Here is a 15909-nt window from a genome sequence, read left to right on the forward strand (position 1 = left end):
TCCATATAATAGTAATTTTCTATAATAAAATCTTTAATTAATAATGAAAAAATATTATACTTAAATAAGTATACAGATATTTTATTTTTCTTATAGAAGCTTACTTTTTTTAATTTATGTGAAATTAGGCTTCCTAAAAAGATTATATTAAGGGGTTTTATATATGATGAAAAAAGATATACTTGAGTTAAAAAAACGCTTGAAAAAGGATTACTGCACCTTTACTAAAATGTGTGGTTGTTATGTTAATGGAGAAAAGCATACTATTTTAAAATTTAGAGAAACCTTTCTAAATTTAGATGAAGATGAATACTTTAAGTATTTAGAAATTGCTAAAAAAGTCTTATCTGGAACTATTGGAAATAATATTTTAGAACTTAACTTCCCACTAAATGATGATCTTATAAATGAAAAACAACTTTTCCTTATGCAACTTAAAAATAGTCAATTAAAAGATGATTCTATTCTTGATAATTTTTATGAATCAATTATAAATAACTATGATTATACTGGTAACTTTTTAATACTTATTTTTCATGATGCTTATGATGTTATTACTAAAACTAAGGATAATTTAAAATTAGATGAATCTGAAGAAGTATATGAATATATGCTATGTGCAATATGTCCTGTCTCACTTTCTGAGCCTGGTCTTAGATACTTTGAAGAAGAAAATAAAATAAAGGCACGTATTAGAGATTGGGTAGTTGAAGCTCCAATTAATGGCTTTGTATTCCCTGCTTTTATTAATCGTAGTTCAGATGTTAATTCTATTATGTACTATACTAAAAATGCAAAAGACACACATCCAGAATTAATGGAAAATACTTTAGGTTGTTCTTCAAGACAAACTGTTACTATACAAAAAGAAACTTTCCAATCAATTATTAAGGATTCTATGGGTGCTGATGAAAAAAAGGCTGATAAGATTTTTATGGAAGTACAAGAAAATCTAAATAATATGATAGAAGAATATAATTCTATATATAATGATACAGATGCCGAACCTATAGCTTTGACAAAGGATAATATACAAGAGCTTCTAATAGACAGTGGAGTTCCCGAAGAAATCACTAATAAAATTGAAAAATCCTATTTAGAAAACTTTGGTGAAGATCTTCCTTTAGTAGAAAGCTTAATTGATGCAAAAGTCCTTAAAGCAAATGCTCAACGAAAAAAAGAAGAGAGTCTTATTAAACAAGTGGAAATCCTTCAAACTAAACTTAATGAGGTTAAACAAGAATCGGCTATAACCAATGAAACTACAGATGGTAATAATAATATTTTAGAAGAAACTTTAAAAGCTGATTTAGAAGAAAACTTAGAAACTAATTTAGAAAATAGTTTAGAAGAGTCTTTAGAAAAAACTAATGATACAGATTTAGAAAATAATAATACTACTAATGACTATGATGTTATACTTCATGTAAAACCTGAAAAAGTACCTCAAATAAAATCTCAAATAATTGATGGGCAAAAATGTATAGTTGTTCCTATTAATGAAAATGAACTAGCTACAGTTAACGGTTTAGAGGACTTAATTTGATGTAATAAAAAGATATTCTTTTATAATTTTTCTTTACTTTTATTATACACAAATATTCCGCATATTGGAGATATAGAGAAAGCTATACACATTATAGATTGCATATATTCTTTTTTATATAATGAATATAAAAATAATATTAATAATCCTACTATAGAAATTATGCCTATAATATTCAAAAGCTTAGTATTTTTCATGTGTCCTCCTTATAAAGTTAATATATACATTATTTACATATAGATCATATGAATTATTAGAAAATAATGCTATAATTTATATGAACTTATTTAATATAACACAATTTATTTTATAAATAAGTTTTATTATTATTATTATCTATTAATTTTTTCTTCTTATTTCATTAATTAGTGATATATATATAAATTAAGGAGTAATTTTATGAGTTCAATCATTATTAAAGAAAATAGAAATGAATTAAAAAACCTTATTGCATTAGGAACAATTATAGTTTTATTATCTTTATTAATTCTATTTAAGGGAGTTTATAACTTAAATGTTATTTTTATAATTGTAGGTATAATTGGAAGTATTTTTTTCGGATATTGTTATGTTTTTACTATTATGAAATTAATTAAACCAAAGCCATTAATAGTTGTAAATAATTCAGGTATTATAGACAACTCAACTGCCGTAAGCATTGGAGTTATTTCTTGGGATAATATAATTGACTTTAGAATAGAAAAGCATTTTAACAATGAATACATAGCAATTGATGTTAATAATTTAAACTCATTAATTAAAGCTCTTCATCCTTTAAAAAGAATAGTCATTAGATTAAATATTATGTTTAAATTTTCTCCAATATTAATATATATAGGTTGTGCAGATATATCCTCTGAAGAAATTTTAAACATATTAAAAAAGCAACTAATAAAAGTATGAATTTCCTTCCATTAAGTAGCTAGTAGTCAATTCATATTTAATCTTATTAGTTGCTTTTTATTTAGGTAATTTCAAAACAATTAAATAATTATCTTTTTAGTTTTCTATATTTAATTTTAATATTTTCCCATCTTTCATAAACAGTGTTTTATCACTATAACTAGCAACTAGTTTATCATGGGTTACAACTATTATTGTCTTGTTAAATTCTTTATTTAATTTTTTTAATAATTCCATTATGCTTTTTGTATTTTGTTCATCTAAAGCTCCTGTTGGCTCGTCTGCTAAAATAATATCAGTTTCTTGAGCCAAAGCTCTTACAATTGCAACTCTTTGTTGTTGTCCACCTGATAATTCAACTACCCTCTTTTTCCTTAATTCATATAAACCTAATTCTTTCAAATATTTTTCTACTACTTCTTTTTTATATTTAGATTTTTCTTTTCTAAATTTTAAAGGTAATAGGCAATTTTCCATAACACTTAAATCTCTAATTAAAGCGAAGTTTTGAAATATCATAGCTATATCTCTATTTCTTATTTCTGATAGTGAATTTATTTTTTTAAAGTCTATTTTATTACGTTTTAAATAGTACTCACCATTGTCAGGTGAATCTATACAACCTAAGATATTTAATAAGGTACTTTTTCCACATCCTGATGGTCCCATTATTGAAATAAATTTACCCTTTTCTATTTCTAAATCTATACTATTTAATGCTTTTATTTTATTACCTCTATATCCATAAAACTTATTTATTTTATTTAACTTTATTATCATTCTGTGAATCCTCCCATTATTTCCTTTGGAGTTAATCTATTTATCCTATTAAAAATTATTTTCAAAGAAGTTATTAATATAATTATTAAAACTACTGTAGAAACAGCTAAACTACTATATTTATATTTGTTATAAAATACTCTAAATATATACTCACTATTTTTTATGTAAAATACATATCCTAAACCAATAGCTATTACTATAAAAGATAGAAATTCTCTTGCAAAAATACAAAATACTTTCTTTTTACTAATTCCAATAGAATATAAAGTTCCTATAATATCATGACTCATTTTCACCTTAAATACTAACGTCATAACAATAGATAAAATAGTTAATATTGTTAGTATTAATGTTTTAGTTATTTCAAAAGCTATTTTAAATCTAATATCATTTAAATGTGTCTCTAACTTTACAGCGTAATCTGATACTGTTACTGCTTCTAAATTTTCACCTAAAACACTTTTTACCATATTTTTTGTACTTTCAATATCCTTATCTCCATATACAGTTATTGGTTCATAACTAAAATATTTTATTATATAATCTATACTAATTGGCGTTAAAACCTTATCATCTAATGGCTTTATTCCTAAAATAGTATTATATCTTGGAGCTATAAAGGAATTTTTATTTAATATGCCTTTAACTATAAATTTCATTCCATTATATTCAAACTCATCATTTATTTTAAGACTACATGATAGATTATTACCTATTACTATAGGGCATATTTTATTTTCTTCATCTATTTCCCATATATCTTCTATGTTATCATCACTAATAATTTTATTTTTATAATACTCTATACACCCTTTATTAACTTTTATATTTTCAATATACCCTTCGCCATTGTATTTCTCTGACATTTTAACAGCAATTTCCTTTGCTTTAACTCCCAATACTTCTTCTGGTATAGCTTCTTCTTCTATTTTATTTAATTTATTAAAACATATTCCATATTTAATATTATTTTCTTCAAATGACTTTATTAATTCTTCAAAGTCTAATTTTGTACCATATAATTGAGATTTTGGAAATGTTAGAAATGCTCCTTTTTCCATTGGAAAATTATTTTTATAATAATTAATAAAATTGCTATTAAATTGTATAAGTGCTGCTAAAGTACTACTGTAATATATCCATAATATTACTTGTATAACTATAAGTATATTTGTAAAAAAACCTTTTTTTCTATTAAAAAATAAATATTTTCCCATATGCCTACCTTATATCCTCTAATATATTAAATCTAAGAACATTAAATAATACAATAAAATTAGCTACAATAAATATTAATATAGTTAACCCTATTGTTATTATTACATTATAAATACTAATAGGATCAAACATGACTTTCGTATAAAAACTATTTGCAACTTTTATAGTAATAAATGATGTTAAAAACCCTATTGGTAATGCTTTTAAGTAAATTTTTGATACTTTAGAAAACATGTATTTTACTATATCCTTAGGTTTAGCCCCTACAAGCCTCATTATAGCTAAATCTCTCTTTATATATTGACAATAGAATATTGAAAATATAACTAAATTTAAGAAAGCCACTAATACCATAAACATATTTTCTTTTATTTCTGGAATTCTTGTAAGTACAAATTCACTTACCTTTTCTTTTGGTATATCACTAACTTTAATACCTATATCCTTTATATTTTTAACTTTATTTACTTCTGTTTTATCAACAACAACTACGTTATTTTCCGTTACAAATTCATAGTCTGGATGTGTTTTTATAGGAATAAATATTTCTCCTGTTAACCATTCTTCATTTTCTATAATTCCTACTACTTCAAAATTTTCTTTAAATAGCTTAATATAATCTTTATTATCAACATTAATAATACACTTTTTAAGTTTTGATCCTACTACTGCTACTTTCTTACCTTCGTCTATTTCATTATTAGTTAAAATACGGCCAGTAATTTTACAGTACTTTTCAATATCAGCTCCTGAGGTTACTCCTACAACTTTACCTACATAATTGACAGATTCTGCTTCAATTTTTTCTACTATCTCAGGTGTCATTATTTGTTTTACTTCTCTCTCATTAAGTAATTCAATTAAATCCTTTCCTGAATTTTTCCCTTCAATCTGAACATATTTTAATTTATCTTTAAAAGAATTACGGCTAGTAACCATTTTAAAAGTAGTCTCACTAGCACTTATAATAAAACTAAATGAAAAAATTGATATTATAAATGTTATTATTAAACAAATTTCAACTTGTCTATGTTTTGTTTTTCTATTCATATTAATACCTCTACATTTAAATAGACTACCTTACTATAAGATAATCTATCTCTACTAAATATAAAATTTTTAATGAATGTATTACTACAGCGCCATAGTTATAATACATATAATAATCGTTATGACCTTTTAATAACAATTATTTATTAAATTAAATAATTTCTTATTAATAATAGCATGTTTTGGATAAGAATTTTGTAGAAATTTGTAATTATATCTATTTTGTTTATATTTTTTGTATTTATTTATAATTTTATTGAAAATTATATTTACTTTTCCATTAAATTCTTGTTTTTTGAATATATTCCCTTATTAATAGAATTATTTTTACTATATTTTATTTAGATAATTTTGTAATTTGTTATATAGTATCAATTAATCTTTATAACAATTCAACAACCTAAAAAATCCCTAATATTTTTTATATGGAAGGTTTTAGGATATACTATTACAAGTGACATTTATAAATATTTTGTTTAAAATATTTATAGAATCTGTTAAGTAGTTATGAAAAAATAGCTTGATTTTTCATAGAATTACTTGCTCTTTGAAAATTATATAAGTTTGAATGTTTTATTGTATGGCAAATAAGCCTACAATAGCATTGATTTTTTGCAGGTTAATCAAAGGTATTAAATTTAATTAAGATGCTGAAAACCAAGAGTTTTTAGCAAAGCTATCGCTTATGAAGCCGGCAACTTCTGCTGGAGTACAGTTATTTAATGATCCATGTGGTCTAATAAAATTATAGTGAAAGATAAATAAATATATAAGGTTATTAGCTTTCTGAAAAGAGTTGAATCCTTTCTTGGTTTTATACCAGGCTTTAAATGTTTTATTAAATGATTCAATTAAATTATTATTTGTATCACTAGACATTGGAGCTACAGGAATATGAGTTGTATTGGGCAATAGCGTAGCCACGGCTTCATTATATGAAGGTAATCTATCAGTTATAAAACTAACTGGTTCACCAAATTTTTTAGCTTCATTTACCAATGTGTACGCTGAATCAGAACTTCTAGATTTAGTTAAATGAAATGCTAAAATAAATCTAGTTTCTGAATCAATAGCTAACCAAAGGTAGTATCTTTCACCATTAATAAATACTACTGTTTCATCAGCGTGCCAATCGTCAGATTGTAGGTTTAAACTAGCTTTAAATTTATCAGCCTTTTATTTAAAGAAAGGTTCAAATTTATTAGTCCAACTGGCTATCGTAACATGAGATACCTTAATTCCAGAGTTAATCATCAAGAATTGAGAAATAGCCCTTGTTGATGAATTATTTAAAAAATAGAGTGTGAGTGTAGTTAATATAACATGAAGTGGAAAACGCATTCCTTTCATAGAAAGGGAGCCGGTAATAGCTTCGCTAGAAGCATTATCTATATTAAGAGAATGATGATTAACTATAATATGGTTACATTTTTTATTATTACATTTATAGCGATTATAATGTTTGTAGGAATGATGTAAGTAAATGCCTTTACCGCACTTAGGGCATCTAGGATAGTTTTTTAAAACTCGGCTACTGACTTTGTCAGGAGCGAATTGTCGCTTGCAATTTTGGCATTGATATTTTTGATTAGCCTGATTGTCTAAACCAAACTTATATAGTTTATTTGAATGACAGCGAGGACATTTAATATTTGTTTTGTTCATTGTTCTTCTCTCCTTTTCTAGGGGGAAATTAGTTCTTGTCAAACTTATTGTATTTCCTAGAGTTGAGAAGAGCAATGTTCATATAACTTAACAGATCGAATATAAATTATTGGAGGTTTTTTTATGAAAATATCAATAGAAGAAAAAAAATTAACTGCTTTATTAAAAATATTCTACTCAGATTATTTTGATGAATATTTAAATCATATGATAGATGGGGATGAAGAACAGTCTGTAGTAACTTTATTTAAAGGTATGGAGTTTTTTCTAGAGCTTGTGAAAGAATTGGGAATTAAATTCAATTATAGTGATATAAAAGATTATATAGTACAAGAATATGAGAATGGAGAAGAAATTTATAATAATCTAAAAAAACAATATAATTTGGAATTTGACGAATATATGGAAAAGGAAAAAGATTTTGAAGATATATTTGGATGTAAATTGCAAGACTTCTAAATTATGAAGGGGGATATATTATGCGTATAAAAAACAGAAGAATATTTTTGTAAATCATTCTAATTCATTTTTATTTGGAAACAACTCTATAAATATTATTTCTAGAAGAACTGGATTCACTAACTTCTTAAATTCATCTAAATACAAAACATCCATATTAAATGATGGTAAAAATTTAAATGAATCTAACATAAATATTTCTTGGAGTAATGATGATACTGCCTTAATAACTTTAACTGGAGAAAAGCAAAATCCTGAATTAATAACTGTAAAATTTAGTACTGATATTATTTACAAATAAATTTTTACTTTTTACATATTATTCTATATAAATAACTTTATTTTTTCATTATTTCCTGGGTAATTTTTATATTTTTACATAAAGACCTTTTATAATCATTTTTATAGTTTATTGATATAAATATATTAACATTATGAAATATTTTTAATTTTTTATTTTATATCATTTTACAAATATTATCATTAAATTTAAAATATGTTATATTCATAAAACTTTATTTTGTAAAAATTATGTAATTATATCATCAAAATATTTTATATAATTAAATTTATAATAAATATTTCAACTTTTAAATAGTATTAAATTAAGATAGGAGGGTTTTTTTTGAAGAAATATAACAAAAATTTACTCATTATTGTTTTACTTATTACCAATGTGATATTTATTGCTACTACTGTTGTATATAAATATAAAAGCACCAATTCTTCCTTAAAGATATACTCCATTAAAGGAGAAAATTCTGACATGAAAATTAATGATGGATTTATACTTTTATCTAAAGATAAAGAACTTCTTAATGGTGGTAATGTAGAGTTTTCAGGTGATAGTATTCCAAATATTAATTATTACTCAAAATCTATATTTATAGACAAGCATGGTGAAAGAGATACTATTTTATTGAATTCCATTTCTCATGAAGGAGATTATAAAGTTGATTCACTTCGTGATGAATTACTTGCTAATAAGACTATTGGAACAATAAGTTCTGAAACTTTGTTTAGTAATACTGATATTGATTCAATTAAAGATAATCTTTATTTTTGTTTTGAATATAAAACTACTAATAATGAAAAGAAGGAAATAGTTGTTAAACTAGATGTTAATGAAGTTAATCTAAATAGCGTAAATCTTGTTAGTAATTAATAGCTAAAAAGGGTTTTAATATAAGTTAAAAATTTCCTAGCTAAAATTTATAATAAAAAGGATGTATCTAAGCTAAATTTTGATACATCCTTTTTATTAATTATCTTTTTTACATTTAAAAAATTGATGATAAATAGTTATTACTAATCCTAAAATCACAATGGCAGCTTGGCTTATCATAATAAAATTATAATATTTTTCATTAATGAATATACCTATAATAGCAATTATTATTACGCTTACTCCTATAGTTAAAAGATCTTTTCCTACAATTTTAGATACCTTATCTTTATCATGTTTGCTCTCATCAAAAAAATTAAGGATATCTCCTGCATTAAAAAATTTAATTATTGATCCTAAAAAGGTTAATATCCCCCCTACTAAGAAAGCAAATACAAGAATTCCTGTTAAATCTGCTGGTTTCATAAATTCTACTCCCCCTATAGATTATTAATATATCTTTATAAAAGCTCTTATTTGTTGAAATATATATTAATCCCCATGATTTAAATTAGCAAAATATCCAACTAGACTCATCATAAATCCTGTTGTAATTATATATATTGGTAAGAAATACATAGCAATACTCCAAAACATACTTGTAAATATATAAGTATGGGTTAAGTAAAAAGTTAATATGCCAATTAAAGTTAGATGTAATCCAAAGATAATATTTTTTATTTCGCTAATCTTCTTAATCTTTTTTATAAAACTAATATTAATTATGCAACTTAAAATGATAAAGGTTATACACATTTGAATAGTAGTTCCAAACAATAAAACTGTAATTTTATTCATTGAAATTATCCCCCTTTTTATTCACTAAAGGACAAAATAGTAACTATAGTAAATTTTATCCTATAAAAAACAATTATATACGGTATATCTTTTCACTCTTTATATTTATAATACACAATTTATGTATATTTTTCCACATAATTTAAATTACTTAGTTTTAAAATAATAATTAAGTTATCTATTCCATTCTAAGATAATATAACTTCTATTCCTTCATGATTTAACCCCCATGATTTAACTTCATATTCACTATATAAAGCTCCAGCATCTGATTTTATAAATAAAAGTATATCTTCTTTTATAATTCTTTTCATATTATTGTTACATTCTTTTCATATTATTTTCATTCTATAAACACTTTTTATTTATTATTATATTAAAAATAATAAAAGTAAATTTAAGAATAAGAATAAAAAAGACAAGATTTATTTATAAAATCTTGCCTTTTTCTAATTCTATATCCTCTATCTTATATGGCTGTAAATGCCCATAAATTATCTGTTTCTCTCATGAATACATCTAAATCCCATGCTTGTTTGCTTTTTATCTTACTATCAGGATCATTTACTATTATTTTATTATTGCTATCAACTCCAGTTAATACTATATAGTGTCCTGTAGTAGTGAATACCCCTGGTGCCATACTTGCTATTATAGGTTGTCCGCTCTGTAATGTACTTATTATAGCATCTGCACTTAGTGGTAACTCTCTCCCATTTACTCCAAATTCTATAGCTCCTTCAGTCATAAGCTTCCAATCTGAACCTACTCCTTCTACTAGATATCCATTTTTTTCACTTGAATCTGAAACAACTTTTGGATTTATATGTGTATTACCAGTAAGTCCTACAGCTACCATTGCTAAAGATGTAGGTCCACATCCATTAATAGCTATAAACTCTGAGCCATAATTTTCATATCCCCATCGTTCATCCCATTGTATAAAAAGTGGAATTTCCCCTTTTTTATAATCTTTTATTATAGATATATTTTCACCTTTTGATTTTTTATGATTAGGATAATTTGCAACAAAATCTATAACTTCATCCTTTTTTGATGCTAATTCTAAAAGTTGTTTTGGATATGATTTTATATCACTTAACATCATAGCAACCTTTTGATTATCATTAGCCTTTTGTAATAATTTTTGTATCATTAAATCATTGGAGTTTTTTATTTCTTCTGGTATTTTAGATAAATAATCTACCTCTTCTGGTTGTTTCGGCTGTTCTGGTTTCTCTGACTTTTCTACTTTAACTACTTTGTTTATTTCTTCAACTTTTTTTTCTTTTTCTAAGTCTTCATTATAAAAAATTGAATTAAAAACTCCATATCCCATATATACTGCTAATAATATAGCTATACTACCTATTATACGCTTAAATTTTCTTCTCTTTCTTTTTCTCATTTTAATTTCTTTAATTGATTTATTAGTTATTTTTCTTGAATTATCCATACTTTTCAACTCCTTATACAAACAACAAATTCACACTATTTTTTCTAAAATTTATATTACCCTTTTCAAAGTTCCATATTGTTATACTTTAAGGTTTAAGTAATTTTTCTTATGACAACTCAAATAATTTTTTTATAACAATTTAACTTTTTAAGCCTAATAAAATTATGGCTAATCTAAGAAAAATAAAAACTCTCCAAAAATTATATCCTCTCTTATATCCTCTCCTATATAATATACATAGAGAGGTTCTCATTGTAAATATAAAAAAAAGTATTATATTTATTCTTTTATTTAAAATTATTTTTTTATTTAAATACTTATATTGAAATTATATAGCCTATATTATAATAATATCAATATTCATTACATTTATCCATATTTTCCATCAATTTCCTGTAAATACGTAAAATTTCATATTGAAATTCATCCATTAAATAATAGCTTTACTTTTAATAAGTCTAAAACAATATTATATAGAAAAGCAATTAAATAAGTTAGGAAAAGAAAATTTTAAAATAGTTTCTCTAAATATTTTTTACTGTATTAAAAATAGAATTTATTGAATAATTTAATTAGCTATGTTTTAAAGGTTAGTTTTAGTTTGTCCCCTAATATATAATTAATTCATTCTAAATAATAACTTAAATATATATTATATTAATACTATATTGAATAAGTTAAGTTATTTTATTTTTGTACAACTTTATTCCTAACCTAGAAAAAAATAACAGGAATAACATAGAAATTACCATATAAATTATTTTAACAACTATGCTATTACTTTTAATAGCTAACATAGTAAAAATTATAACTATTCCCATATAGAAAGATGTAATAAACCAAAAAACAATCTTTCTAATAATGCTATTAATTTTTTTATTAGTAATTATTTCAAAACATCCATCTAATACCAATGTAAACAACTCTTCTAATATTATATCCATAAAACCATCCTTCTTACCTTAAAAAATTATTTGTATTTTTGGTAATATTTAACTTGCCCATAATTTTAGATTTAAATATAAGATACTTTAATATAGTAATAAGACTTCAAATTGGTATTTAATTAAATAATAATAAAATAGGTTTATTATTCTATTACAATATTAATTATACATAAAAAAGTAAATTAATAGTAACAAAATTTATTACAATTAAATTAATTATATGTTTTTATTTAATCTTTATAGCAAATTAAATAAATCCAAGTAGGACATAATATTGATTCTACTTGGATTTAAAATTTAATTTTATATCTATACTTTTATTAAAAAGAAATTTTACTATTTAATCTTTAAAATAAAAAAAATTTTCTTAAATAACTTATTTATTTAAATCTAACTAACTTCTATGGCATTATCTTTTATTTCTTTAATAACACTTAGTATCTTACCTCTAACTTCAATATTATCTTCAAATAATTCAACTATATTACCTACAGTTTTGAAAGGATCTTCTGTTAATACTATATTATTATCTATCATTCCATTTTTAACTATATAATCAACTATTAGCTTAATAAAGTGAATTTGAAATGAATTTAGATTTTCATTATTTAAAAACTCTGAAAAAGCTTCATTAGCTGCATTTCTATCTAAACCTACCATATTTCTAACAAGCTTTGTAATTGGAGTATCTCCAAATTCTTTTTGGTAATCTGATTGGCTACCTAACTCAGTAAACATTACATCTTCTAAATGTTTTATATCATCCTTAGTTAATTTTTTATTATTTCTAAGTTTGTATATTGCTATTTCATCTTTATGTTCACTTAAATAATGTTCAACCTTTTTTCTATAATTTTTAAGATCATTTACATTATATATAGAAGCATTTCTTTCTTCTGAAATTATCATATCTTTAAATTCCGTATAATAAATCAATTGACCTTTTTTTTCTAAGTATTTTATAAGCTCTCTTAATGCTTCCCTAACTCCATCTAGTTCAAATATATCTGCACTTTCCCAAAAGCTTTCTGACATAACTTTTTCAATAACATACTTTTGCTGTTGAATTTGAGGTATTGTTCCAAGCTTTGATAGCTGCTCTGCTGTATCTATAACTGATTTAATTCCTCTTGTGGCATTAGTTCCTTTAAGATATGCAAATTGGATATTGTACATTACTAAATCAAATCTCTTAGCTAACTCATCATCATTTAAAGGAGTAATTAACATTGAAACATGCTCCTTTAAATTATTAACTGAAACAGCTCCTAAAGCTTCCCACTCTTTTTCATTTTTAAACTTTTGAACATAGTTTAAATTCATTCTAACTAAGAAATTATCTTCATTTAACCCTTTAATACTATTTAATAACTCATCTACTAATTCTTTTCTTAAATCTATGTATTCACTATCAGAATACTTTAAGTCTTGAAGTTCTTTAATTATTTCAACCTTAATATTAAATAATTTTTCTGTAATTGTTTCTACTTTTCCCCCTTCATATCCCTTTGGATTTACTCTAAAGAATTCAAAGTTATTACAGAAATCTAAAATTAAGAATTTTTCTTTATCTTTATCTAAACCTAATAAATCTTTACATAACCTTGTTCCTCTACCTATCATTTGCCAGAACTTAGTTTTACTTCTTACCTTTTTAAAGAAAACAAGATTTAAAATTTCAGGTATATCTATACCTGTATCTAACATATCTACACTAACAGCTATTTGTGGAAGTTTATTTTTATCTGAAAAATCATCAATTAAAGTTTCTACATAGTTTGTACTATAGTCTATTACTTTAGCAAAATTACCACCATATTCTTTATATATAGTATTAAACCTATCTACGATTGCCTTAGCGTGTCTACTATTTTTAGCAAAGATTATTGTCTTTCCAAGCTTTTCTCCACCTTCAATACGTAAACCTTCTGTCATAAGTTTATTTAAAACTAAATCAATAGTATCAGCATTAAATAACCATTCGTTAACTGCTGTATTTCCTATTTCTTTATCAACATTTTCATCATCTTCAAAGGTAGCTTCAAACTCTTCTTTTTCCTCTTGTGAAAGGTCATCATACTTAATTCCATCTTCCATAATTTTTGACTTAACTTCTATTGTAGAATAATCCACAAGAAACCTATCTTCTACAGCTTTATCATATTCATATGCATAAGTTGGTACTCCATTTTCAAGATCAAAAACAGTATATGTATTTTTGTCTATTTCGTCCTTTGGTGTAGCTGTAAGTCCTATTAAGTATGAATCATAGTAATCAAAAATTGCTTTAAACTTTTTATAAATTGATCTATGACTTTCATCTACAATAATTAAATCAAAATGTCCTGGAGTAAATAATCTTTTGCCATCTTTTGATTTAGTTTCATCTATTGCATTCATCATAGTTGGATAAGTTGAAAATATCATTCTTGCTTCTTCTGGGTTATCCCTATTATCAAGAAGATTACATAATGGTAAATTAGGTAAAAGCTTTGAAAAGTTATTTTTTGCTTGTCTTACAAGTGCTTTTCTATCTGCTAAAAATAATATGTTTTTAATCCAATTATGTCTTGAAAGTACATCAACTAATGAAATTGCAGTTCTTGTCTTTCCTGTTCCTGTAGCACATACTAAAAGCATTTTTCTTTCTCTTCTTTCTAGTGCTTCACATACATTTACTATTGCTTCTTTTTGATAATATCTATTTGATATTTCATCTTTTATATCTATTTTACTTAATGAAATCTTACTTTTTCTCCTATCAACAAGTAATTGAAGTTCTGATTTCTTGTAAAATCCATATATTCTTCTTTCTGAATACTCATTGTAATCATCCCATATATATGTTTCAAAACCATTTGTAAAGAATATAACTGGTCTTTGTCCATATTGATGTTCTAAACAATCAGCATATAATTTTGCTTGTTGTTGTCCAACCTTTGGATCTTTAGAAGTTCTCTTTGCTTCTACTACTGCTAAAGGTTTGCCATTATCTCCACAAAGAACATAATCAACATAGCCTACACCTTCATTATTAGGCATACCTATAACTTTAACTTCTTCATCTACATCTGAACCTATATTCCAGCCTGCAAGTTTTAATTCAACATCTATATATTTCTTTCTTGTTTCAAATTCACTTATTTCATCTATATTAAAATCATAATTTTCTTTGCTTGATTTTCTTTTCTCTGTTAATTCTTTTATTAAGTCTTTATTATGCTTTCTTATTTCTTCTATCTTTTTATCTTTTGAGCTAAGCTTTTCATATAAATTCTTTAACTCCTCTGGTCTAACTCTCTTTTCGTCACCTTCAAGTAAAACATCCTCGTCAAACTCTTCTGCTGTGTAATCATCTGCATAACAGTAATCAATCCAGCTTATAAACTTATGTAAATTGTTTAATGATAAAATGGCTTCCCCTCTGCTAATACTAGCATTAGTGTGAACTGCAACATTTCCAAGTTTAATAACATATTTTATTATAGGTAACATTTCATAATCTATAAGCTCAATAAAACTATTATTATGAATTAATGAGCTTATATTATCTTGATATGGTAATACCAAATCTGAATCAAAGCTATATACCCATTTAACAGCTAATTCTAAAGCTCTCCTTGATAAAATTGCAGTTGTAGCTGGACTAACTAATATACTTTTTTCTGCTTCTAAACAAGGATTAGTAAAACTTTCAAAATTCTTTTTTCCTTTTAAAAACTCAAAGTTACTCAAAATTTCATCCCCTTTATTTAAATACACTTCTAATAATTAAAACATATTTTTGTTTTCAGTTTTTTTATTATAAATTTACTTCATTAATTCTTGCTATATAAAACTTCTTAGTACAATTATTCAATTATGAATTTAAATAACCCTATAATGGCAAATACTAAAAAAGCTACAGAACCAATCA

15 protein-coding genes and 1 pseudogene are annotated in these 15909 nt (G+C 24.1%); 4 read left to right on the top strand and 12 right to left on the bottom strand.

Annotated elements, in window-relative coordinates; all coding sequences use genetic code 11:
* Positions 1-163: 163 nt before the first annotated feature.
* Positions 164-1546, top strand: coding sequence for a DUF4317 domain-containing protein (locus tag CP523_RS04525; RefSeq protein WP_120140543.1), 1383 nt, complete (start codon positions 164-166; stop codon positions 1544-1546).
* A 20-nt stretch (positions 1547-1566) separates the two neighbouring features.
* Here the strand turns inward: CP523_RS04525 and CP523_RS15905 are convergent, their stop codons facing one another.
* Positions 1567-1743, bottom strand: a complete 177-nt coding sequence (locus CP523_RS15905) for a hypothetical protein (RefSeq protein ID WP_162925941.1) — start codon at positions 1741-1743, stop codon at positions 1567-1569.
* A 202-nt stretch (positions 1744-1945) separates the two neighbouring features.
* Here CP523_RS15905 and CP523_RS04530 point away from each other — a divergent pair, with 202 nt between their 5' ends.
* Positions 1946-2449, top strand: coding sequence for an STM3941 family protein (locus CP523_RS04530; protein WP_066676406.1), 504 nt, complete (start codon positions 1946-1948; stop codon positions 2447-2449).
* Positions 2450-2545: 96 nt separating this feature from the next.
* Here CP523_RS04530 and CP523_RS04535 read toward each other — a convergent pair whose 3' ends face one another.
* The 4 genes and pseudogenes from CP523_RS04535 to CP523_RS04550 all read right to left on the bottom strand — a co-directional run bounded on the left by CP523_RS04535 (position 2546) and on the right by CP523_RS04550 (position 7165).
* Positions 2546-3229 (bottom strand): ABC transporter ATP-binding protein, encoded by a 684-nt coding sequence (locus CP523_RS04535; RefSeq protein WP_066676404.1) that lies wholly within the window; start codon positions 3227-3229, stop codon positions 2546-2548.
* Positions 3226-4449, bottom strand: a complete 1224-nt coding sequence (locus CP523_RS04540; RefSeq protein ID WP_120140544.1) for an ABC transporter permease family protein — start codon at positions 4447-4449, stop codon at positions 3226-3228. The genes CP523_RS04535 and CP523_RS04540 overlap by 4 nt, the downstream gene beginning before the upstream one ends.
* 4 nt (positions 4450-4453) lie before the next feature.
* On the bottom strand, positions 4454-5500 hold the full coding sequence (locus CP523_RS04545) for an ABC transporter permease (RefSeq protein ID WP_066676399.1): 1047 nt from the start codon (positions 5498-5500) through the stop codon (positions 4454-4456).
* A gap of 642 nt (positions 5501-6142) precedes the next feature.
* Positions 6143-7165: pseudogene (locus tag CP523_RS04550) on the bottom strand (IS6 family transposase).
* A gap of 123 nt (positions 7166-7288) precedes the next feature.
* Here CP523_RS04550 and CP523_RS04555 point away from each other — a divergent pair.
* Positions 7289-7624, top strand: a complete 336-nt coding sequence (locus tag CP523_RS04555; RefSeq protein ID WP_066675844.1) for a hypothetical protein — start codon at positions 7289-7291, stop codon at positions 7622-7624.
* A 54-nt stretch (positions 7625-7678) separates the two neighbouring features.
* Here CP523_RS04555 and CP523_RS15910 read toward each other — a convergent pair whose 3' ends face one another.
* On the bottom strand, positions 7679-7816 hold the full coding sequence (locus CP523_RS15910; protein ID WP_162925942.1) for a hypothetical protein: 138 nt from the start codon (positions 7814-7816) through the stop codon (positions 7679-7681).
* A 433-nt stretch (positions 7817-8249) separates the two neighbouring features.
* Here CP523_RS15910 and CP523_RS04560 point away from each other — a divergent pair, with 433 nt between their 5' ends.
* Complete coding sequence (locus tag CP523_RS04560) at positions 8250-8789, top strand: hypothetical protein (protein ID WP_066675839.1); 540 nt, start codon at positions 8250-8252, stop codon at positions 8787-8789.
* A gap of 96 nt (positions 8790-8885) precedes the next feature.
* Here the strand turns inward: CP523_RS04560 and CP523_RS04565 are convergent, their stop codons facing one another.
* From CP523_RS04565 to CP523_RS04585, 6 genes are all read right to left on the bottom strand, one after another.
* The gene (locus tag CP523_RS04565; protein ID WP_120140545.1) at positions 8886-9215 is read right to left on the bottom strand and encodes a DUF3784 domain-containing protein; all 330 of its coding nucleotides are present in this window, start codon (positions 9213-9215) and stop codon (positions 8886-8888) included.
* 66 nt (positions 9216-9281) lie between these two features.
* Entirely contained in the window at positions 9282-9587 is a 306-nt protein-coding gene (locus CP523_RS04570; protein ID WP_066675837.1) for a hypothetical protein, read from the bottom strand.
* A gap of 188 nt (positions 9588-9775) precedes the next feature.
* Complete coding sequence (locus tag CP523_RS16450; RefSeq protein WP_265586021.1) at positions 9776-9901, bottom strand: hypothetical protein; 126 nt, start codon at positions 9899-9901, stop codon at positions 9776-9778.
* Positions 9902-10056: 155 nt separating this feature from the next.
* Positions 10057-11043 (bottom strand): C39 family peptidase, encoded by a 987-nt coding sequence (locus tag CP523_RS04575; protein WP_227909576.1) that lies wholly within the window; start codon positions 11041-11043, stop codon positions 10057-10059.
* 680 nt (positions 11044-11723) lie between these two features.
* A complete protein-coding gene (locus tag CP523_RS04580; protein WP_066675832.1) occupies positions 11724-11990 on the bottom strand; it encodes a hypothetical protein in 267 nt (88 codons plus the stop codon).
* 393 nt (positions 11991-12383) lie between these two features.
* Positions 12384-15731, bottom strand: a complete 3348-nt coding sequence (locus CP523_RS04585) for a DEAD/DEAH box helicase family protein (RefSeq protein WP_120141040.1) — start codon at positions 15729-15731, stop codon at positions 12384-12386.
* Positions 15732-15909 lie beyond the last annotated feature (178 nt).

This window comes from Clostridium septicum, from assembly GCF_003606265.1.
Taxonomy (GTDB): Bacteria; Bacillota; Clostridia; order Clostridiales; family Clostridiaceae; genus Clostridium; species Clostridium septicum.